This window comes from Nonomuraea sp. NPDC051298, from assembly GCF_055586305.1.
The window spans coordinates 588,428-611,994 of record NZ_JBVJIM010000004.1 but is presented as its reverse complement, the minus strand read 5'-3'; the positions used below and the strand labels follow the sequence as shown (position 1 = coordinate 611,994).

Here is a 23,567-nt window from a genome sequence, read left to right as displayed (position 1 = left end):
GATACGTGACCGAATTCGATCTGCAGGAGCTGCTGGCCAAGCTGACCGCCCGGCACGGAGTGCCCGGCGCCCAGCTCGTCCTCCAGCACCACGGCGTGCGCGCCGTCGCGGCCGTGGGCGAGGTGGAGTCGGGAACGGGCGAGCCCGTCACTGCGGACTCCAGGTTCCCGATCGGCTCGATCACCAAGGCGTTCACCGCGACGCTGGCGATCGCGCTGGTGTCCGAGGGGGACATCGAGCTCGACGTCCCCCTCGGCGAGTACCTGCCGGAGCTGCACCGCGCCTCACGGGAGCTGGCGACCCGCGCCACCCTGCGCCACCTCCTGAGCCACACCGGTGGCGTCATCGCGAACCGACCGGCGAGCGCCGACCACGCCACGCCCCGGCGGCTGGCGATGGGGTGCTGCGCTCGCGGGGCCCTGTTCGAGCCGGGCACCGCGTTCTCGTACTCCAACATCGGGTACGTGCTCGCCGGGCACCTGATCGAGGTGATCACCGGGATGAGCTGGTGGTCCGCGATGGAGTCGATCCTGCTGCGGCCCCTGGGGATCGAACCGTCCTTCGTGGTGGCCCCTTCGCGGGTCGCGGGCGGTCCGTTCGTGTCGGGGCACTCCGTCACGGCCGCCAGGAGCAGGGCGGTCCGGGTCGATCAGATGATCTCGTACGCCGAGGGGCCGACCGGCGCGCTGGCACTCAGCGCCGCCGATCTGGCCCGGCTCGCCCGGCCGCACCTGCCCGGCGGCGGGTCCGCGCCGCTCGACGCCGCGCACCTGGCCGAGATGCGGACGGCGATCCCCTCGGCCGAGCCGTTCGGCGCGGCCGACGGCTGGGGGCTCGGCCTGGCGTTGTTCCGCACCGGCGGGGCCGACTGGTGGGGCCACGACGGAACGGCCGACGGGACGTCCTGCCACCTGCGCTTCGACCCCGCGGGACGTCACGTGGTGGCGCTGACCACCAACGCCAACACGGGGCTGGCCCTGTGGGAGGACCTCGTGGCGGAGCTGCGGATGGCCGGGCTGGACGTGGGCAGCCACGCGGGGGTTCCCGACGGCAGCCCGATCGAACCTCCGCGGGAGTGCCTCGGCCGCTACGTCAACGGTGAGACCGAGTACACCTTCGTGACCGACCAGGACGGCGGCTGCTACCTCGCCAACAACGGGAAGCCGTTCGCACGGTTGACGTTCTATCCCGGCCTGGTGTTCGCGATGGCGGATCTGCGTACGGAGCAGGTGATGTTCACCGGCCGGTTCCTCGGTGCGGCCGGGACGGGACGGATCGACCGGATCGTGGTGGGCGGTCGCCTGGCACGCCGACAAGGGGACGGATTGTGATCACTGGTAACGCGGCGTCGGCCGACCTCGGCCGGGCCGTCCATGAGCTTCGGTTGCCCGACCACCTCGGCGGCTGCGCGGCGGCCGTCATCGTGGGCGCGTGCCAGGTGGTGCTGGCCCGGCACACCGGCCAGGACGATTTCGCGCTGGGCGTGTGGACTCCCGAGGCCGCGCGCCTCCGGGTGCTGCGCTGCCGGTACGCGCCGGAGGAGTCGTTCGCCGCCCTGACGGCCCGGATCCGGGCCGAACTCGGGGCCGAACCCGGGGCCGACGCGGCGGTGGCGGAGCGAGCGCGGGTCGTGGTGACGTTCGGAACGGGGGACCCGCCGGAGCTGCCCGGCTCCCTGGACCTGGTCATCCGGTGCCGGCGCGCGTCGCTGGTGATCGAGTATCGGGCCGACGTGTTCGACGCGGCGACGATCGAGCGGATGTCCGGGCACCTCGGGGAGATCCTCGCCGGCGGCACCGCCGCACCCGACCGGCCGCTCTGGCGGCAGCGCCTGCTCACGCCCGCCGAGGAACGCCGCCTGCTGGTGACGTGGAACGACACCGGCCCCGCCGCGCGGACGTGCGCGCCGGAGCTGTTCGCCGGGCACGTACGCGCCCACCCGGACGCGACCGCGGTCGTGCACGGCGAGCACCGCCTGAGCTACGCCGAACTGGACGAACGGGCCAACCGGCTGGCCCACCACCTGGTCGGGCTGGGCGTCGGCCCGGAGGTCCTGGTCGGGATCGCCATGGAACGCGGCCTCGACCTCGCGATCGGCGCCCTCGCCACGCTCAAGGCGGGCGGGGTCTACGTCCCGCTGGACCCGGGCTATCCCGCCGAGCGGCTGGCCTACATGGTGGGCGTGGGCGACGTGCCCGTGCTGGTCGTCGACCGGGAGCGGACGCTCGACCGGCTGCCCGTAGGCGACGACGTGGCCGTCGTGTGCCTCGAACGGGACGAGGGCCGGATCGCCGCGCGCCCGGCGCGGGCGCCGGACCCGCGGATCGGGCCCGACAACCTCGCCTACGTGGTCTTCACCTCCGGCTCGACCGGCCGGCCGAAGGGCGTCATGGTGCGGCACGGGTCGCTCTGCGGCAGCGTCGCGGACTTCGCCGGACGGTTCGGGCTCGGACCGGCCAGCCGCGTGCTCCAGCACCTGTCGTTCAGCTTCGACGGCGGCGTGTGGGAGGTCCTCGTGACGCTGCTGTCGGGTTCGACGCTGTGCGTGAGCCGCGCGGACGACCGGCACGGCGGGGTGGACCTGGCCGAGCAGATCCGGCAGGAGGAGATCACGGTCGTCGGCCTGCCGCCGCTGCGGCTGGCGGAGCTGGACCCCGACACCGTGCCGAGCCTGCGCACGGTGATGTCCGGTGGGGAGGTCTGCCCGGTCGCGGTGGCGCGGGCCTGGTCACGCGGGCGTTCCTTCGCCAACATCTACGGGCCCAGCGAGACGACCCTCGTGTCCACGATGTTCCACCTGGACCGGCCGCTGGACGAGGCCGGCACGTACACCAGCCTGCCGATCGGCTCGCCCCTGGCGGGAGTGCGGCACTACGTGCTCGACGGCAGGCTCCGCCCCGTCCCCGTCGGTGTCGCGGGCGAGCTGTACATCGCCGGGGCCGGGCTCGCCCGAGGGTACGTCGGCAGCCCCGCCATGACCGCGGAGCGGTTCGTGGCCGCGCCGTACGGTCCGAAGGGAACGCGCGTGTACCGTACCGGCGATCTGGTGCGGTGGCGGGCGGACGGGCAGTTGGAGTTCGTCGGCAGGGTGGACGACCAGGTCAAGGTGCGGGGGTTCCGGATCGAGCCGGGCGAGGTGGAGGCCGCGCTGTGGCGGCACCCGGACCTGGCCGAGGCCGCCGTCACCGCCGTCGAAGGCACGCGCGGCCACCGGCGGCTCGTCGGATACGTCGTGCCCCGGCCGGGCCGGGCCGCACCGAGCCCGCGGCGGCTGCGGGAGTTCCTCGGCCGCACCCTGCCCGGCCACATGGTCCCCTCCGCCTTCGTCGCGCTGGAGGCCCTGCCGCTCGGCGCGAACGGCAAGGTCGACCGGCGCGGCCTGCCCGCGCCCGAGCCGGAGACGAGCACGGCGTACGTGGCGCCGCGCACCCGCGCCGAGGAGGTCCTCGCCGAGGTCTGGGGCGAGGTGCTCGGGGTGGCGGAACCCGGCGTGCACGACCGGTTCTTCGAGCTGGGCGGCGACTCGATCCTCGGGCTGCGGCTCGTGACGCGCGTACGGGCGGAACTCGGCGTGGAGCTGACCACCCGCACGCTGTTCGACCACCCGACGATCGCCGCGCTGGCTGCCGCGCTGCGGGCCTGCCAAGACGCGGCCGGGCAGGAACCGGCCGGGCGGGAACCGGCCGGGCAGGAATCGGTGATCCCTCGGATTCCGAGGGACCGGCCGCTGCCCATGTCGTTCGCGCAGCAGCGGCTCTGGTTCCTGGAGCAGTTCCCGTCCCAGACCGGGGGGAGCAACGCCTCCGTCGCGCTGCGCCTGGACGGCGTGCTGGACACCGACGCGCTGACCAGGGCGCTCGACGCCCTCGTCGCCCGGCACGAGTCGCTGCGCACCACCTTCGACTGGCAGGACGGCCAGGGGATCCAGATCGTCCACGAGGCCGGTGAAGTGCCGACGCGGGTGCTGGACCTGTCCGGCGCAGACGGAGACCAGGCCGCCCTGGTGCGCCGGGCGCTGGCCGAAGACGCGGCCCACCCCTTCGACCTGCGACGCGGGCCGCTGATCCGCGCCGTGCTCATCCGCCTGGCGGCCGACGCGCACGTGCTCGGCCTGACCCTGCACCACATCGTCGGCGACGGCCGATCGGCCGAGGTGCTCGTGGAAGAGCTGGGCGACCTGTACGCGGGCACGTGGCCGCCCGAACCGCCGGTGGGCTACCCCGACTACGCCGCCTGGCACCGGGCCAGGACGGGGACCACCGGCTCGGCGGCGTACTGGAAGGGTGAGCTGAAGGGCCTGGAGCCGCTCGACCTGCCCACCGATCGGCCGCGCCCGGCGGTGTCGACGTCCGCGGGCGCGATCCGCAGTTTCCGGCTCCCGGCCGGGCTCATGGCGGACCTCAGGCGGCTGAGCCACGCGCGCCAGGCGACCCCGTTCATGACGTTGCTGGCCGCGGTGCAGGTGCTGATGGCCAGGTACAGCGGCAAGCGGGACGTCGCGGTCGGCACCGTGACCTCCGGCCGCGACCGCGCGGAGCTGCAGCGGGTCGTCGGACTGTTCGTGAACCTGGTCGTCCTGCGGAGCGACGTGGACCCGGCGCTGTCGTTCGGCGAACTGCTCGACGAGGTGCGGGCGACGACGCTGCGGGCCTTCGAGCACGACGTGCCCTTCGAGCAGGTGGTCGACGCCGCTGGGCCGGAACGCGACCCGAGCCGGCACCCGCTGGTCGACGTCGGCGTGACGCTGCAGAACCCGCTGTGCGAGCCGCGCCTGAGCGGCGACCTGCGGATCAGCGAGTACGAGATGCCGCGCGTGGGCTCACGGCTGGACCTGCTGCTGGAGTTCTGGCCCGACGGCGACTCGCTGACGCTCGTGATCGAGTACGACACCGACCTGTTCGAGGCCCCTACGATCGACCGCCTGGCCGGGCACCTGAGCGTGCTGCTGCGGGCGATCGCCGACGATCCCGACCGCCGGGTGGCCGGGCTGCCGACGCTGACCGAGGCGGAACGAGACCGCGTCGCCGCCGAGCTGACCGGGCCGGTGCGCGCGGTGCCGGAGGCGACCTGGCAGGAGCTGTTCGAGGCACAGGCCGACCGGACACCCGCGGCGGACGCGCTGGAGGCCGACGGGCTCCGGGTCACGTACCGGGAGCTGGACGCGCGGGCGAACCGGCTGGCGCGGCACCTGGTCGCGAGCGGTCTCGGCGCGGGCGACCTCGTGGCTCTCGCGCTGCCGCGTTCCGCGGACCTGCTCGTCTCCGTGCTCGGCGTGCTCAAGGCCGGCGCCGCCTACCTCCCGGTGGATCCGGAGTATCCGGCCGAACGGATCGCCTACCTGCTCTCCGACGCGGGACCGGCCGCGCTGATCACCAAGGCGGCGATCGCGGCGACGCTGCCGGACGCCGGGCTGGCGCGCGTCGTGCTCGACGACGAGACCACCGCGGACGCGATCCGCGCCCGCTCGTCCGCCCGCCCGCCGGGCAGGTCCTGGCTGCTCGACGCGGCCTACGTGATCTACACGTCGGGGTCGACCGGGCGGCCGAAGGGGACGGTCGTCTCCCACCGGGGGATCGCGAACGTGGCGGCGCACCAGCGGGCCGCGTACCAGGTGGACTCCACCAGCAGAGTCATGCAGTTCGTCTCGCCGAGCTTCGACGTGTCCGTCGCCGAACTGCTGCTCGCGTCACTGTCAGGGGCCTGCCTGGTGATCCCGCCGGGCGCGCTGGCGGGGCGGGAGCTGGCGGACTTCCTCGCCGAACGGGAGATCACCCATGTGCACGTCCCGGCCTCGGTGCTGGCGAGCCTGCCCAGGGTCGCGCTCCCCCGGCTGAGGGCGGTGCTGACCGGCGCGGAGCAGGTGCCGGACGAGCTGGCCGAGTTCTGGTCCCGCGAGCGGCTGTTCGTCAACGGCTACGGCCCGACCGAGACCACGATCCACGCCACCTGGTGGGCCGGGCGGCACGAGGGCGGCGCGGTGCCGATCGGGCGTCCACTGGCCAACGTGCGCGTCCACCTCCTGGACGCCCATCTGCGGCCGGTCGCACCCGGCACGGCGGGCGAACTGTACGTCTCGGGAATCGGGCTCGCCCGCGGATACCTGCACCGGCCTGGGCTGACCGCGGAGCGCTTCGTCGCCGATCCGTACGGGCCGCCGGGCGAGCGGATGTACCGCACCGGCGACATCGTGCGATGGCGACCCGACGGGAACCTGGAGTTCGTCGGCCGCGGCGACGACCAGGTCAAGGTGCGGGGGCTGCGGGTCGAACTCGGCGAGGTCGAGGCCGCGCTGCGCGAACACCCCTCGGTGGCCTCGGCCGTCGCGGCGGTGCGCGCCGACCAGCGGCTCATCGGATATGTGGTGCCGGTCGACGGCCGGGCGCCGAATCCGGCCGAGCTGCGGCGGGCGCTCGGCCGGTCGCTTCCCGCCCATCTGGTGCCGCAGGCGTTCGTGACGCTGACGCGGCTGCCGCTCGGGCCCAACGGGAAGGTCGACCGCCGCGCGCTGCCCGAGCCGGACCCGGGCGTCGCCTCGGGCCGGTACGTCGCGCCGCGCACCGAACCCGAGCGGCTGCTCGCCGGGATCTGGGCAGAGCTGCTCGGGGTGGACGACGTCGGCGTCGAGGACAACTTCTTCGAACTCGGCGGCGATTCGATCCTGAGCATGCAGGTGGCCTCCAGGGCTCACCAGGCCGGGCTCGCGGTGACGGCCAAGGACGTCTTCCTCGGGCAGACGGTCGCGGAGTTGGCCGTGGCGGCTCAGCCGTACCGGACGGTGGAGCGCGACCGGCAGGCGGACACCGGTCCCGCGCCGCTGACGCCGATTCAGCACTGGTTCTTCGACACCTTCCAGGTGGCCCCCGAGCGGTTCAACCAGTGGGCGCTGGTGGAGTTCGACCCCGACGTGGACGAGGACGCGCTGCGCACGGCCGTGCGCGCGCTGCCGGCCTGCCATGACGCGCTGCGGACGAGGTTCGGGCGGGTGGAGGGCGGCTGGGCGCAGCACGATGCCGGTCCTGGGACGGACGTGCCCTTCCAGCGCGTCGACCTGTCCGGGTCGGCGGCCGACGAGCAGTCCCGTCGGATGCGCGGCCACGACCCGGGCTTCGCGCTGGATCGGGCGCCGCTGCTGGCGGCGGTGCTGTTCCTGCTGGGCGACGGGCGGCGGCCGCGGCTGCTGCTCACCGCGCACCACCTCGTCGTGGACGGCGTGTCGTGGCGGATCCTGCTCGACGACCTGAAGACCGCCTACGCGCAGGCCCTTCGCGGGCAGGCTCCCGACCTGGGCGCCGCCGGGACGCCGGCGCGGGAGTGGGCGGCCCGCCTGGCCGGTCACACCGCCTCCGGCGGGTTCGATGGCGAGGTGGCGTACTGGACGGCCGCCCTGGACGGGTGCGACCCGCGCGTTCCCGTGGACGGCCACGGCCGCAACACGGTGGAGGACCTGCGCAGCCACACCGTACGGCTCTCCGAGGCCGGGACCCGGGCCCTGTTCCAAGGGGCGGTCGCGGCGTACCGCGCCGGTGCGGAGGAGGTGTTGCTGGCCGCGCTCGGCCGGACGCTGACCTCGTGGGCGGGCCGCGACCGGGTGCTGATCGACCTGGAGGGACACGGTCGCGAGACGATCTTCGACGACGTGGAGCTGTCCAGGACCGTCGGCTGGTTGACCAGCCAGTATCCGGTGGCCCTGCGCGTACCCGGCGAGAGCGGCTGGCGGGCCACCCTGCTGTCGGTCAAGGAACAACTGCGGGCCGTCCCCGGCCGTGGGCTCGGCTTCGGCGCGCTGCGTCAGTCCGGCGGGCGTCTCGACGCCCCCGCGGCCCAGGTGGGCTTCAACTACCTCGGCCAGTTCGATCCCGGCACGGAGGTGGAGCTCGGGCTCGACCAGCATCCCGCCGAGGTCCGGCCGCACCTGCTCGACGTGATCTGCCAGGTCCGGGGCGGCCGGCTGGAGACCAGTTGGGTGTACTCCGCCGAGTGCCACACCGAGGAGACCGTGCACGGGCTGGCCGAGGCGTTCTGCACCGCGCTGGAGGAGATCGCCGGGCACTGCGCGTCGCCCGCCGCCGGTGGGCGCTCTCCTTCTGACTTCCCGCTCGCGCGCCTCGACCAGGCCACCGTGGATCGGCTCGTCGGGGACGGGCACGGCGTGGACGACGTCTACCCCCTCACCCCGACGCAGGCCGGGATGGTCTTCCACAGCCTCGACGAGCCCGGGTCCGGCTTCTACCACGAGCAGAACGCGTTCGTCCTGCACGGGGTGGCGGATCCGGCGCTGTTCGGCCGGGCCGTGCAGATGGTCGTGGACCGTACGCCGGTGCTGCGGACGTCGGTGGCCCTGCGGGAGGCAGGGGAGCCGCTGCAGATGGTCCACCGGCACACGGTGGTGCCGATCCGGCACGCCGACTGGACCGGCCTGTCCGAGCGGCAACGGGCCGAGGAACTGGACGCGCTGTTCGAGCGTGACCTGGCCGAGCCCTTCGACCTGTCCACGCCGCCGTTGGCGCGGGTGACGATCGCCCGGCTGTCGGAGACCTCGGTACGGGTGTTCATGAGCTTCCACCACCTGCTGATGGACGGGTGGAGCGGGGCGCGGATGCTCGAAGACGTCTTCGCGTGCTATTCCGCGCTGTGCGGCGGGCGGCCGGCGGACCTGCCCAGGCGGCGGCCGTTCCGGGACCACGTGGCCTGGTCGGCCGGTCAGGAGACCTCGGACGCGCAGGCGTACTGGCGGCGTGCGCTGGCCGGGTTCGACGAGCCGACCCCGCTGCCGGCCGACGGGCGGCCGTCCGGCGCCACCGGCAGGTTCGTGCTCGCCCTGTCCGAACGGGAGAGCGCGGCCCTGTACGAGTGGGCCAGGGACAACCGGGTCACGGTGGGCACGCTGGCGCAGGGCGCCTGGGCGCTGGCGCTGTCACGTCACAGCGGCAGGTCCGAGGTGTGCTTCGGCAAGACGGTCTCCGGCCGCCCCGTGAACCTGCCCGGCGCAGCCGAGATCCTGGGGATGTTCCTCACCACGTTGCCGGTGCGCGTGACGGTGGACCCCGGTGCCGACCTGACGGCCTGGCTGCGCGGTCTCCAGGCGGAGCAGGCGCGGGCCGGGCAGTTCGAGCACGTGTCGCTCGCGCAGGTACGCGCCTGGAGCGGGGCTCCTGCGGGCACCGAGCTGTTCACCAGCGCCGTCGTGGTCGAGAACTACCCGGTCGACGAGGACGCGGCGGCCAGGCACGGCCTGCGGCTGTCGGAGCTACGAGTGCGCGAACGCGCGAACTTCCCCCTCGTCGTCGCGGTCTACCCGCACGAACGGCTGGCGTTGCGGTTCACGTTCGACGCCGGCCTGTTCCACGCGTCGACGATCGAGCGGCTGGCCGAGCACCTGCGGGTCCTGCTGACCGGCATGACGGCCGATGGGGCGGGCGCGGGGCGTACGTTGTCGCGGCTGCCCTGGCTGCCGGAGCGTGAGGAGCGCCGGCTGCTCGTGGAGTGGAACGACACGGCGCGGGAGTTCCCGGCGGACCGGTGCGTGCACGAGCTGGTGGCCGAACAGGCACGGCGGCAACCGTCCGCCGTCGCGGTCGTGCACGGGCGGCACCGGCTCACCTACGCCGAGCTGATGGCGCGGGCCGAACGACTGGCGCGGCAGTTGACCGGGCACGGCGTCGGGCCGGAGGTCGTGGTCGGCGTCTGCCTGGAACGCGGGCCGGACCAGGTGGTCGCCGCGCTGGCCGTGCTCGTCGCGGGTGGCGCGTACCTGCCGCTCGACCCCGACTATCCGGACAGACGGCTGAGCCTCATGGTCGAGGACTCGGGCGCGGCGCTGGTGCTCACGCACACGCGGCTCCTCGACCGCCTGGCGGGCAGCGAGGTGACGGCGATCTGCCTGGACCGCGACCTCCCCGAGGCGGACGGGGCGGCACTCGACCGGCGGGCGCGTCCGGGCAACCTCGCCTACGTGGTGTTCAGCTCGGGATCGACCGGACGCCCCAAGGGGACGATGATCGACCACCGATCGCTGGCCAACATCACCACCGCGTTCGGCCGGGAGTATCGGATCGGGCCGCACAGCAGGGTGCTGCAGCATCGGTCGATCAGCTTCGACGGCGGCATCTGGGACCTGTTCACCACGCTCGTGTCGGGGGGCACGCTGTGCCTCAGCCGGGCGTACGACCGGGCGGCGCCGGTGGACCTGGCCGAGCAGATCCGCCAGGAGGAGATCACCGTCCTGGTGCTGCCACCGGCCCTGTTGTCCACCCTGGACCCAGAAGGGCTGCCGAGCCTGACGACGGTGGCGTCCGGCGGCGACGTCTGCCCGGTGCCGCTGGCCGCGGAGTGGGCCCGTCACACCGACTTCGTCAACGTCTACGGGCCATGTGAGTGCACGCTGGTCACGACCATGTTCCGGGTCGGCTCGCCGGTCGAGGGCAGCCGCTCGCTGCCGATCGGGTCGCCGATGCCAAACGTGCGGACCTACGTACTGGGGCCCGATCTGCGGCCGGTCCCGCCGGGCGTGCCGGGCGAGCTGTACGTCGGCGGCCTCGGCGTGGGCCGGGGGTACGCGGGCCGGCCGGAGCTGACGTCCGAACGGTTCGTGGCCGATCCGTTCGGCGCGCCGGGGCGCCGGATGTACCGGACCGGCGACCGGGCGCGGTGGCGTCAGGACGGCCGGTTGGAGTTCGCCGGGCGGGTGGACGACCAGGTCAAGATCCGCGGTTTCCGGGTGGAGCCCGGCGAGGTCGAGGCCGCCCTGCGCGAGCATCCGGATCTCGCGGGGGCCGCGGTGACCGCCTGGACCGGCACGGGCGGGTACGCGCGGCTGGTCGCCTACGTCGTGCCTGGGCGGGCCGCGCCGAGCGGGGCGGAACTGCGCGAGTTCCTCGGCCGTACGCTGCCCGACCACCTGGTGCCGTCGCTGTTCGTGCCGCTCGACCGTCTCCCACTCAGCCCCAACGGAAAGGTGGACCGGCGCGCGTTGCCCGCCCCGGCCGCGCCCGATCCGCAGGAGGGCCAGGTCGCGCCACGGAACGCGACAGAACGGGCGCTGGTGACCATCTGGTCCGGCGTCCTCGGCCTGTCGGAGGACCGCGTCGGCGTGACCGACAGCTTCGTCGAGCTGGGCGGCGACTCCATTCTCAGCCTCAACGTCGCCTTCCGCATGAGGACGGCCTTCGACGTGACGGTGTCGCCCGGTGACGTGCTGTCGGCGAGAACCGTCGCGGCCCTGGCCGACCTCGTGGAGGAGAAGGTGCTCCTCGACCTCGAACACGCCGCCAGGACTGGAGGAGAGTAGATGGGCACACCTTCGTCACGCGAGGACCGCATCGCGGCCCTGCCCGCTTCCCTGCGGGACCAGTTGCGCCGCAGGCTGGCGGGCGCCGCCGAGGCGGCCGACGAGATCCGGCCCGTGCCACGGGACGGTGTCCTGCCGCTGTCACCGGCCCAGCAACGGCTGTGGTTCCTGGACGACTACGAGCCGGGCGGCATCGACTACAACACCTCGATCGCGCTGCGGCTGTCGGGACCGCTGGACGTCCCCGCCCTCGCCGCCGCCGTCAACGGCGTCGTGGCCCGGCACGAGTCGCTGCGCACCACCTTCGACTCGGCCGACGGCTCCGGCGTGCAGATCGTGCACGACGAGGTGCGCCTCGCCCTGCCGGTGGTCGAGGGGAGCCTGCGGGATCTGGACCACCTGGTGCGGACGGAGATCGAGCGGCCGTTCGACCTGAAGGCGGGACCGCTGTTCCGCGCCCTGCTCGTGCGTACCGGAGCCGAGGAACATCTCCTCGTCCTCAGCGCGCACCACATCGTCATCGACGGCTGGTCGATGGGAGTGGTGCTGGACGACCTGGCCGCGCTGTACGGCGCGGCGCTCCTGCGGGACCACGACGGCGAGCCGCCGTCGCTGCCGGACCTGCCGCTCCAGTACGCGGACTTCGCCGCCTGGCAGCGCGACCGGCTGGCCGGCTCGGCGCTGGACGGGCAGTTCGCGTACTGGCGGCGCCGGCTCGACGGCGTCGCGCCGCTGGAGCTGCCGACGGACCGGCCACGGCCCAAGGTGCGGACCACGGCCGGCGCGCTCCACGAGTTCACCGTGCCCGCGGAGACGGCGGCGGCCGTCGAGAAGCTCGGCCGCGCGCACGGCACCACGCTGTTCACCACACTGCTCGCCGCGTGCCAGGTGTGGCTGGCCCGGTACACCGGCCAGGAGGACGTGGCGGTCGGCACCGTGACGTCCGGCCGCAACCGTCCTGAGCTGCGGCCGCTCGTCGGCTTCTTCGTCAACACGGTCGTGGTGCGGTCGCAGGTGCTCGGCGGCCTGACCTTCGCCGAGTTCCTCGACGAGGTCAAGACCGGCATGCTCGACGTCTTCGCCAACGACGAGGTGCCGTTCGACCGGCTCGTGGACCTGCTCGCGCCCGAACGCGACCCCGGCCGCACCCCCTTGGTCCAGGCCATGGTGTCGCTGCAGAACGCCCACCGCGAACCGCCGGCGTTGCCCGGCCTGCGGGTGTCGGAGTACGCGCTGCCGGCGTCTGTCGCGAGCTTCGAGCTGACCGTCGACTTCCGGGAGCGCGACGGCGAGCTGGCCGGTGTCGTGAACTACAACACCGACCTGTTCGACTATCCGACGATCGAGCGGATGATCACCCATCTGGTGCGGCTGCTGCGCCTCGTCGGCGAGCGTCCCGAGAGCCGGCTGCTCGACCTCGAGTTCCTCTCCGAGGAGGAGCGCCGCAGGCTGCTCACCGAGTGGCAGGGCCACGGCCACGAGCCGCCCACGCCGACGCTGCCCGCGCTCTTCGCCGAGCAGGCTCGCCGTACCCCCGACGCGACGGCGCTCGTGTCGCAGGAGGGCACGCTGACCTTCGGCGAGCTGGCCGCCCGTGCCGGACGCCTCGCGCACTGGCTGATCGCGCAGGGCGTGGGCCCGGAACGCGTCGTGGCGCTCGCGCTGCCCCACGGGGTGGACATGATCGTGGGGATCCTGGGCGTGCTGGGGGCGGGGGCCGCGTTCCTGCCGGTGGACCTGGCCCAGCCCCGCGACAGGATCGCGTACGTGCTGGGTGACGCGGCCCCCGCGCTGGTCCTGGCCACCTCGCAGACGGCCGCGCGCGTCCCTGACGTGTCGCCGGTCCGCGTGCTCGACGAACCCGGGGTCCTGGAGGCCATCAGGGCCCATCCCGGCGTCTGCCCTACCGACGCCCACCGGATCACGCCCCTGCGGCGGGAGTCCCCGGCCTACGTCATCTACACCTCGGGCTCCACCGGCAGGCCGAAGGGCGTGCTGATCGAGCACCGGTCGATCGCGAACCTCTTCCGCAGCCACCGGGACGAGGTGTACGCGAACGCAGAAGGCCGCTTCCGGGTGGCCCAGGCGACCGCGTTCTCGTTCGACGCCTCGTGGGACTCGTTGCTGTGGCTGTTCGCCGGTCACGAGCTGCACCTGGTGGGCGACGACGTACGGCGCTCGCCCGAACTGCTGGTGGACTACCTCGACCGCGCCCGCATCGACTACGTCGTCCTCACCCCCACCTACACCCAGCAGTTGATCGCCGCCGGACTGTTCGACCCGGGCCGCCATCGCGTCGCCGTGCTCTCCGTCGGCGGCGAGGCGCTGGGGGAGACGCTGTGGAAGGAGATCTACGCGACCCCGGGGACGACGGGCTACAACTACTACGGCCCCACCGAGTGCACGGTGGACGCCGTGATCCACCGGTTGGACGACCGGGCTCCGGTGATCGGCCGGCCGATGCCGGGGGTCGGCGCGTACGTGCTGGACGCGGCGCTGCGGCCGGTCCCCGTCGGCGTGGCCGGTGAGCTGTACCTCACGGGCGTGCAACTGGCCAGGGGATACGTGAACCGGCCCGGCCTGACCGCCGAGCGGTTCGTGGCCAGTCCGTTCGGCACGTCACAGCGCATGTACCGCACGGGAGACGTGGTGCGCTGGAACGCGGAGGGGCTGCTGGAGTACCTGGGCCGGACGGACGACCAGGTCAAGATCCGCGGATTCCGGATCGAGCTGGGCGAGATCGAGACGGCGCTCGGAGCGCATCGCGGCCTCGCCGACGTGGCGGTGGTCGCCCGCAAGGACGGCGCGACGCACGAGCGGCTGGTCGCGTACGTGGTGCCGAGCCAGGACGCCGAGCCGCCCACGGCCGCGGAGCTGCGCGGCTTCCTCGGCCGGAGCCTGCCGGACTACATGATCCCGACGAGCTTCGTCTCCCTGGAGACCCTGCCGCTCACCAGCCACGGCAAGCTGGATCGCCGGGCCCTGCCCGCGCCCGGCGACCAGGCGGGGAGCGACCGGGTCGCGCCCCGCACGCCGGCCGAGCGAACGCTCGCCGGGATCTGGGCCGACGTGCTCGGCCTCGACCAGGTCGGTGTGGAGGACAACTTCTTCGAGGTCGGCGGCGACTCCATCCTCAGCATGCGGCTGGTCGCGCGGGCCAGGCAGGCGGGCTTCCCGCTGACCTCGAAGGACGTGTTCACGCACCAGACCGTCGCCCGGCTCGCGGTCGCCGCCGGCCGGGCGGACACCGTGACTCAGGAGGAAGAACCGGTCGGTCCGGCTCCGCTGAGCCCCATCCAGCGTTGGTTCTTCGACACGCACGCGGCCGGCTCCCACCGGTTCAGCATGTCCACCACCGTCGAACTCGCGCAGGACGCGGACCGTACGGCGGTGATGAGCGCGGTCGGCGCGCTGGTCGCCCGGCACGACGCCCTGCGGACCCGATTCGAGGCGGTGGACGGCGACCTGCGGCAGGTCGTCGTCCCGGCCGAGACGGCGGAGGTGTGCGCGCTGCACGACCTGTCCGCTCTGGACGAGGAGTCGCGGCGGGCCGCCATGGAGGAGCTGGCGTCGGCCGCGCAGTCCGGCCTGGACCCGTGGCACGGCCCGGTGATCAGGGCGGCGCTGTTCGACGCCGGTGCCGGGGCGCGTCCCGTCCTGTTGATGACCGTGCACCATCTGGTCTGCGACGGCGTGTCCTGGCGGATCCTGCTGGAGGACCTGGAGACCGCCTACCGGCAGGCGGCCACGGGAGCGCCGATCGACCTGGGGCCGAAGACCACGACCCCCGCGCAGTGGGCGCGGCGGCTGGCCAGGCACGCCCGGCAGGGACGGCTGGACGCCGAGCTGTCGTACTGGAGCGGGGTGTGGCGGGCCGCGCCGCCGGTCGGCCTGCCGGTCGACCTGGACGGGCCGAACACGGCCGGCTCCGTGCGGACGGTCTCGGCGGAGCTGCCGGCCGAGCGGACGGACGCCCTGCTGCGCAGGGCGCCTGGGGTGTACCGGACGCAGATCAACGACCTCCTCCTCAGCGCCGTCGGCCGGGTGCTCTCCCGCTGGACCGCGGACGACCGGGTCCTGCTGGGCATGGAGGGGCACGGCAGGGAGGAGCTGTTCGACGGCGTCGATCTGACCAGGACGGTCGGCTGGTTCACCGCGCAGTACCCGGTCGTGCTGCGCATTCCCGCCACCGGCGGCTGGGGCGAGACGATCAAGTCGGTGAAGGAGCAACTGCGCGCCGTCCCCGGCCGCGGACTCGGCTACGAAGCCCTGCGCCACCTCACCGAGGCCGGTGCGGCGCTGCGGGATCGTCCGCAGCCGCCCGTCACCGTCAACTACCACGGGCAGTTCGAGGCCGAGGCGGGAGGCGCGCTCGGCCTGAGCCGGGCCCGGCCGCTCGGCAGCGACCAGGACCCGGACGCGATCAGAGCAAGCCTGCTGGACCTGATCTGCGTGGTGGAGGACGGTCGGCTGCGGCTCGACCTCGCCTACTCGGCCAACGTGCACGACGAGCGGACCGCCCGGCGGATCGCGGCTGACGTGGTGAGCGCCCTCGACGAGATCGTGGCGCACTGCGACCGGCCGGAGGCGGGCGGGCGTACCCCGTCGGACTTCCCGCTCGCCGGGCTCAGCCAGTCGGAGGTGGACCGGCTCGTCGGTGACGGGCGGGCCGTGGAGGACGTCTATCCGCTGACCCCGATGCAGGTCGGGATGCTGTTCCACAGCCTGGTCACGCCCGGCTCCGGGGCCTACCACAACCAGTTGGTCCTGCGGGTGGGCGGCGTGCGCAGGCCGGAGGACCTGGGCGCGGCCTGGCAGCGCGCGGTGGACCGCACTCCGGTGCTGCGCAGCAGCGTGGCGTGGCAGGAGGTGAGCGAGCCGGTGCAGGTCGTGCACCGGGGGGTGACGGTGCCGGTGACGTACCACGACTGGCGGCACCTGTCCGAGGCCGAGCGGGACCGCCGCAGGAACGCCCTGCTGCGCGAGGACCGCGCGCGGGGCATGAACCTGACCGAGCCGCCGCTCGTACGGGTGGCCATCGCCCGCATCGACGCGGACACCGTGGACATGGTCTGGTCCTCGCCCCACCTCCTGGTGGACGGCTGGAGCACGGTGCACCTGGTCACCGACGTCTTCGACGAATACGTGGGAGCGCGGGACCGCCCGGTCCGGGCGCCGTTCCGCGACTACGTGCGCTGGCTCGCCGAACAGGACCCCGCCGACGCCGAACGTCACTGGCGGAACGTGCTGGCCGGCCTGGACACGCCGACGCCGCTGCCGTACGACCGGCCACCGACGCAGACGCATCGCGCCGAGTCCACGGCCGCCGTCACCCTGGCCGTGGCGGGCCCCGAGTTCGACCGGCTCCAGGAGATGGCCAGGGCGCACCGGCTGACGCTGAACACCGTCGTGCAGGGGACCTGGGCCCTGGCCCTGTCGCGCTACAGCGGGGAAGAGGACGTCACGTTCGGGGTCACGGTCGCCGGACGGCCCGCCGACCTGCCCGGCGTGGACTCGATGATCGGGTTGTTCATCAACACGCTCCCTGTCAGGGTCAGGGTGGACCCGCACCGGGACGCGCTCTCCTGGCTCGGGGAACTGCAGGCCGGTCAGGTCGAGGCGCGCGACCACGACCACGTCGGGGTGGCGCAGATGCGCGCGTGGAGCGACCTGCCCGCCGACGTCCCGCTGTTCGAGAGCGTCGTCGCGTTCGAGAACTATCCGTTCGACGAGAACGAGGTCCGGGCGCGCGGTCTGCGGGCCCGCAACCTGGGCGGAACCGACACCACGACCTTCCCGCTCACGGTGAACGCGCACGTGGACGGCCGTCTCGTGCTCCGCCTCGGCTACGACCCGAGACTCTTCGACCGGGCGACCGTCGAGACGCTGGGCGAACGCCTCCGCCTCCTGATCGGCGAGCTGGCCGCGGATCCGTCGCGCCCGCTGCACCGGCTGCGCTGGCTCACCGAGGCCGAGCGGCGGTACCTCCTCGGCACCGGCCGGGAGCCCGCCGAGGCGGCGCAGGCCACGATCCACGCGCTGTTCGAAGGCCGGGTGCCGGACAGGGCCGAGGCGGTCGCCGTCTCCTGCGGCGAGGTCGAGGTGTCCTACCGGGACCTGAACAGCAGGGCGAACCGGCTGGCCCACCACCTGATCGAGCGGGGCGCCGGACCGGAACGGCTGGTCGCGGTGGCGCTGCCGCCGTCGGCGGACCTCATCGTGGCCCTGCTGGCGGTGCTGAAGGCCGGCGCCGCCTACCTGCCGCTGGATCCGGAGTACCCGGCCGAGCGGCTCAGGTCGATGCTGGACGACGCCGCGCCCGTCCTGCTGGTCACCGACTCCCGTCAGGCGGAACGGCTGGAGCCGGGCATCGGCGTGCTGGCGGTGGACGGCCCGCTGGCGGAGCGTCCCACGACGAATCCGGACGTCGCCGTGCTGCCGGACAACGCCGCGTACGTCATCTACACGTCGGGGTCGAGCGGGCGGCCGAAGGGCGTGCTGATCCCGCACGGGAACGTGGTCCGGCTCTTCTCCGCCACCGAACAGTGGTTCGGGTTCGGCCAGGACGACGTCTGGACGCTGTTCCACTCCAGCGCCTTCGACTTCTCCGTGTGGGAGATGTGGGGGGCTCTGCTCCACGGCGGCCGCCTGGTGATCGTGCCGAGAGACGTCTCCCGCTCCCCGCGCGGGCTGCTGCGGCTGCTGGCGCGCGAGCGGGTGACCGTGCTCAACCAGACACCGACCGCGTTCTCCCAACTGACCGAGGCGCGCAGGGAGGACGACTCCGCGCTCGCCCTCCGCTCGGTGATCCTGGGGGGCGAGGCGCTGCAGGTCAGCCGGCTGGTCCCGTGGTATGAACGCCATCAGGACGGCGGGCCGCGGGTGGTGAACATGTACGGCATCACCGAGACCACGGTGCACGTCACGTACGCGCCCCTCGACGGGACGAGCCCGCGAACGGCTGGCAGCCCCATCGGGAGTCCGATCCCCGACCTGCGGGTCTACGTGCTCGACCCCGGCCTGAACCCGGTGCCGGTCGGCGTCGCCGGTGAGCTGTACGTCGCCGGCGCCGGGCTGGCACGGGGCTACCTGGGCCGCGCCCCGCTGAGCGCGGAACGGTTCGTGGCCGATCCGTTCGGCGCTCCGGGGACGCGGATGTACCGGACCGGGGACCTGGCCCGCAGGCGGGCCGACGGCGGCCTCGACTACCTGCGCAGGGCCGACGACCAGGTGAAGGTCCGCGGCTTCCGGATCGAGCCCGCCGAGATCGAGGCGGTGCTGGCCACGCACCCCGACGTGGCCGACGTGACGGTCGTCGCCCGGTCGGACGGTGACCTGTCGCGCCTGGTGGCCTACCTGGTGCCCCGGAGCGGCGCGAAGCCGGGCGTCGCGGACCTCCGCGAGCGCGCCGCGGCCGCGCTGCCGGACCACATGGTGCCGGCCGCGTTCGTGAGCCTCGACGCGTTGCCGCTGACGCGGAACGGGAAGATCGACCGGTCGGCCCTGCCCGCGCCGGGGAGCCGTCCGGAGATCGAGACCGGTTACACCGCACCGAGGACCGGCGTCGAGCGCACGCTCGCGACCATCTGGGCCGGGGTGCTCGGCGTGGACCGGGTCGGGGTCCACGACGACTTCTTCGCGCTGGGCGGCGACTCCATCCTCAGCATCCAGGTGATCTCCCGGATCAGGACCGCCTTCGGCGTGGACCTCTCGCCCCGCGAACTGTTCACGAACCCCACGGTGTCCGCGCTGGCCGCGAAGCTGCCCGCCGGGCAGGCCGCCCAGGACCCCATCCCGGTGGTGGATCCCGGCGGCCCGCTGCCGCTGTCCTTCGCCCAGCAGCGGCTCTGGTTCCTGGACGAGCTGGAGCCGGGCCGCGCCGACTACGTCACGCCGCTCGGGCTGAGGCTGCGGGGCAGGCTGGATCCGGCCGCGTTGCACCGGGCGCTGAACGCGCTGGTCGCCCGGCACGAGTCACTGCGGACCACGGTCGACTCGGCCGACGGCCGGGGGGTGCAGGTCGTGCACCCGCCGGCGGAGCTGCCGCTGACGGTCACCGATCTGTCGGAGCTGACGGAGCGGGCGCGGGCGGCCGAGCTGGACCGGCTGGTGGAGTCGGTGCTGACCCGCCCGTTCGAGCTGCGGCGCGGCCCCCTGGTACGCGTCCTGCTGGTGCGGTCGGCCGCCGACGAACACGTCCTGGTCCTGTGCCTGCACCACATCGTGACCGACGGATGGTCGATGGGCGTGATCAGTACGGAGCTGCAGGACCTCTACGCCGCCGCGCTGGAGCACCGCGACGCCCGGCTGCCCGAACTCCCGGTCCGGTACGTCGATTTCGCCGCATGGCAACGGGACCGGCTCACCGGCCCCGAGCTGGAGCGCCAGTTGGCCCACTGGCGGGCCGCGCTCACCGGACTGACGCCGCTGGAGCTGCCGACCGACCGGCCGCGGCCGGCCGTACAGACCGGGAACGGTGCGACCCTCCGGTTCGAGCTGCCCGCCGACGTGGCCGACCGGCTGGAGGAGATCGGGCGCGAGCGCGGCGCGACCCTGTTCATGACCCTGGTCGCCGCCTGCCAGGTGCTGTTCTGGCGCTGGTCGGGGCAGGACGACGTGTCGGTCGGCACGGCCGTGTCCGGCCGCGACCGGGCCGAGCTGGAGAGCCTGGTCGGGCTGTTCGTCAACGTCGTCGTGCTGCGTTCCCCGGTGCGGCCCCACCAGGCGTTCGGCGAGTTCCTCGAGCAGGTGCGGGACACGGTCCTGGACGCCTTCGACCACCAGGAGACCCCGTTCGAGGTGGTGGTCGACGCCCTGCAGCCGGACCGGGACCCCTCCCGGCCTCCGCTGGTGCAGGCGATGGTGCTGTTGCACAACACCCCAGGGGCGCCGCCCAGCCTGCCTGATCTGCGGATCGAGGAGTTCCCGCTGCCGGTCAGGAGTTCCACCCTCGACCTGGTGGTGCAGTTCGGCCGGATGGACGGCAGGTTGCACGCGGCCCTGCAGTACAACACCGACCTGTTCGACCCCGCGACGATCGAACGGGTGGCGGAGCGCCTGCGCGTGCTGCTGTCCGGCGTCGCGGCGGACCCGGCGCGGTCGCTGTCGCGGTTGCCCTGGCTGTCCGGGGCGGACGAGCACCGCCTGCTGGTGGAGTGGAACGACACGGCCGCGCCGTACCCCGCGCGGCAGGGCGTGCACGAGCTGATCGCGGCGCGGGCGCGGACCCATCCGGACGCCGTCGCGGTCCTGCACGGCGCGCGGGAACTGACCTACGCGGAGCTGGACCGGCGGGCCAACCGGCTGGCCCACGGCCTCGTCGCGCACGGCGTCGGTCCGGAGACGCCGGTCGGCGTCTGCGCCGGGCGGGAGCCTGAGCTGGTCGTCGCGGCACTGGCCGTGCTGAAGGCCGGTGGCGTGTACGTTCCGCTGGACCCGGGCTATCCGGTGGAGCGGCTGGCGGGAATGGTCGCGGACACCGGGGTCACCACGGTGCTGGCCCAGGGACGGCTGCGCGACCGGCTCCCGCCCGCCGACGTGGAGATCGTCCCGCTGGACACGGACCTGCTGGACCCGGCCCTTCCGGACACGCCGCCGGACGTCGTGGTGAGCCCGGAGAACCTCGCATACGCCGTGTTCAGCTCGGGCTCGACCGGACGCCCCAAGGGCGGGCTGATCAGCCACCGGTCGTTGGTCAACATCACCACCGAGTACGCCACCCGGTTCGCACTCGGCCCGGCCAGCCGGGTGCTCCAGCACCTGCCGATCAGCTTCGACGGCGGGATCTGGGACATCTTCACCACCCTCGTCGCGGGCGGCACCCTGTGCCTGAGCCGGGATGAGGACCTCGGCGAGCAGATCCGGCAGGAGCGCGTCACGGTCGTGGTGCTGCCACCGGCGCTCCTGGCCACGCTGGACGCGAAGACGCTGCCCAGCCTGGAGACGGTGGCGTCGGCGGGCGACGTCTGCCCGGTCGAACTGGCCGGGGAGTGGTCGCGCCGTACGCGGTTCGCGAACTTCTACGGTCCGAGCGAGTGCACCCTGGTCACCGCCATGTGGCTGGTCGAACGGGGGCCGGAGGCGACGGCGGGCCTGACCCGCGTCCCGATCGGCACGCCGTTGGCGAACGTGCGCGTGTACGTGCTCGGCCCGGACCTTCGCCCGGTGGCGCCGGGGACCGACGGGGAGCTGTTCGTCGGCGGCGCCGGCGTGGGCCGCGGCTACGCGGGGCGGACGGGGCTCACGGCCGAACGGTTTGTGGCCGATCCCTTCGGCCCGCCGGGCAGCCGGATCTACCGGACCGGCGACGTGGTCCGGTGGCGGGCCGACGGACAACTGGAGTTCGTCGGCCGGGCCGACGACCAGGTCAAGATCCGTGGCTTCCGGGTGGAGCCGGGCGAGGTCGAGGCGGTCCTGCGTGCGCATCCCGAGGTGTCGGACGCGGCCGTCGTGGCCCGGCGGAACGAGGCCGGGCACGCCCACCTGGTCGCCTACGCCGTGGCCGCGCGGGGCACCGTGGCGGATACCGCGCCGGACACCGCGCCGGACACCGCGCCGGACACCGTGGCGGACACTGTGGCGGACGGCCTGCGGGAGTACGCCCGCGCGTCGCTGCCCGACTACCTGGTGCCGTCCACCGTCGTGCTGCTCGACCGGCTTCCGCTCTCCGCCAACGGGAAGGTGGACCGCCGCGCCCTTCCCGAGCCCGCGGGAGTGAGACGGACGGCCGACCACGTGCCGCCGCGCACCGAGGCCGAACGCGTCCTCGCCGAGATCTGGGCCGCGGTGCTCGGCGTGGCCGAGGTGGGCGTCCTGGACAACTTCTTCGACCTCGGGGGCGACTCCATCCTGGGCATCCAGATGGTCGCCCGCGCCAGGCGGGCCGGTGTCCAGGTGACCCCGAAGACCTTGTTCGCCCACCAGACGGTCGCGGAGCTGGCCGCCGCCGCGGGCGAGGTGACCGGGTCGCCGGTCGGCGAGCACGCCCCGGTGGACGGCGAGGTGCCGCTGACCCCGGTGCAGCACTGGTTCTTCGGGACGGATCGGGCCCGCCCGTGGCACTTCAACCAGTCGATGCTGGTCGAGCTGGCCGAGGGCGCCGACGAAGCGGCACTGCGTACCGCGCTGCACGGGATCGTCGCCCACCATGACGCGTTGCGGCTGCGGTTCGAGCGCCAGGACGGGAGCTGGCGGCAGTACCACGGCGACCTGGACCGGTCGATCGACCTCGACCGCCGGGTGGTGACCGGGTGGCCGGAGATGGAGCGGGCCGCGGTGGCCGCGCAGTCGTCCCTGGACCTGACGGCGGGACCGCCGGCCAAGGCGATCGTGTTCGAGCAGCGGGAGAGCGGGCGGCTGTGGTTGTTCCTCACGATCCACCACCTCGTCGTCGACTCGGTGTCCTGGCGGATCCTCACCGAGGACCTGGAGACGGGTTACCGGCAGGCGCGCTCCGGCGAGCCGGTCGACCTCGGCGAGAAGACCACCTCCTTCCAGCACTGGGCCGAGCGGCTCACGCGGCACGTGGAGAAGGGAGAGCTGGACCACGAACTCGGCCACTGGAGCGACGTCGTCTCCGGCCTCGTCCCCTCCCCGGAGGCCGGCCCGTCGACGGGCTCGCTCTCCGTCGAGGCGGGTGAGCGGCACACGGACGCGCTGCTGCGGCAGGCGCCCGCGGTCTTCCGCAGCCGGATCAACGACGTCCTGCTCGCGGCCCTGGCCTGGGCGTTGTCGCGCTGGACCGGGCGGGACCGGGTGCTGGTCAACCTCGAAGGCCACGGCAGGGAGGACATCTTCGACGGTGTCGACCTCACCCGTACGGTCGGCTGGTTCACCAGCGCCTATCCGGTCGCCCTGACCGTCCAGGAGACGGACTGGCCAGGACTGGTCCGGTCGGTTCGCGGGCAGCTTCGCGCCGTCCCCGGCAACGGGCTGGGCTTCGGCCTCCTGAGGTATCTCGGCCGTCGGCCCGAGCTGGCGGGGCCGAGGGCGGCCGAGCCCGAGGTCGCGTTCAACTACCTGGGGCAGTGGACGCTCCCTGAGAGCGGCGCGGGCGACGGGCTGTACCACGCCTTCCATCCGTCTCTGGGGCAGGACCAGAGCCCGGCCGACCGGGCCGTCCATCCGGTGGAGATCGTCGGGGCGGCCGAGGGCGGGCGGCTGCGGTTCACCTGGCGCTACGCGAAGGACCGCTACGACGAGGCCGCCGTCCGGGCCGTCGCCGCGGATTTCCTCCTGGCGCTCGAGCGGATCGCCGAGCACTGCGCGGGAAGGAGTTGAC

3 protein-coding genes are annotated in these 23,567 nt (G+C 73.6%); all 3 read left to right on the top strand.

The genetic code is table 11. From position 1 onward, the window contains the following. The first annotated feature begins 5 nt into the window (after positions 1-5). Genes ACZ6S0_RS16320 through ACZ6S0_RS16310 form a run of 3 tightly spaced genes read left to right on the top strand, consistent with a single transcriptional unit; the run spans position 6 to position 23,566 of the window. Positions 6-1,331, top strand: coding sequence for a serine hydrolase domain-containing protein (locus ACZ6S0_RS16320; RefSeq protein WP_465917628.1), 1,326 nt, complete (start codon positions 6-8; stop codon positions 1,329-1,331). After that, complete coding sequence (locus ACZ6S0_RS16315; RefSeq protein ID WP_465917625.1) at positions 1,328-11,287, top strand: amino acid adenylation domain-containing protein; 9,960 nt, start codon at positions 1,328-1,330, stop codon at positions 11,285-11,287. The genes ACZ6S0_RS16320 and ACZ6S0_RS16315 overlap by 4 nt, the downstream gene beginning before the upstream one ends. Further along, positions 11,288-23,566 (top strand): amino acid adenylation domain-containing protein, encoded by a 12,279-nt coding sequence (locus tag ACZ6S0_RS16310; protein ID WP_465917621.1) that lies wholly within the window; start codon positions 11,288-11,290, stop codon positions 23,564-23,566. Position 23,567: the final 1 nt, after the last annotated feature.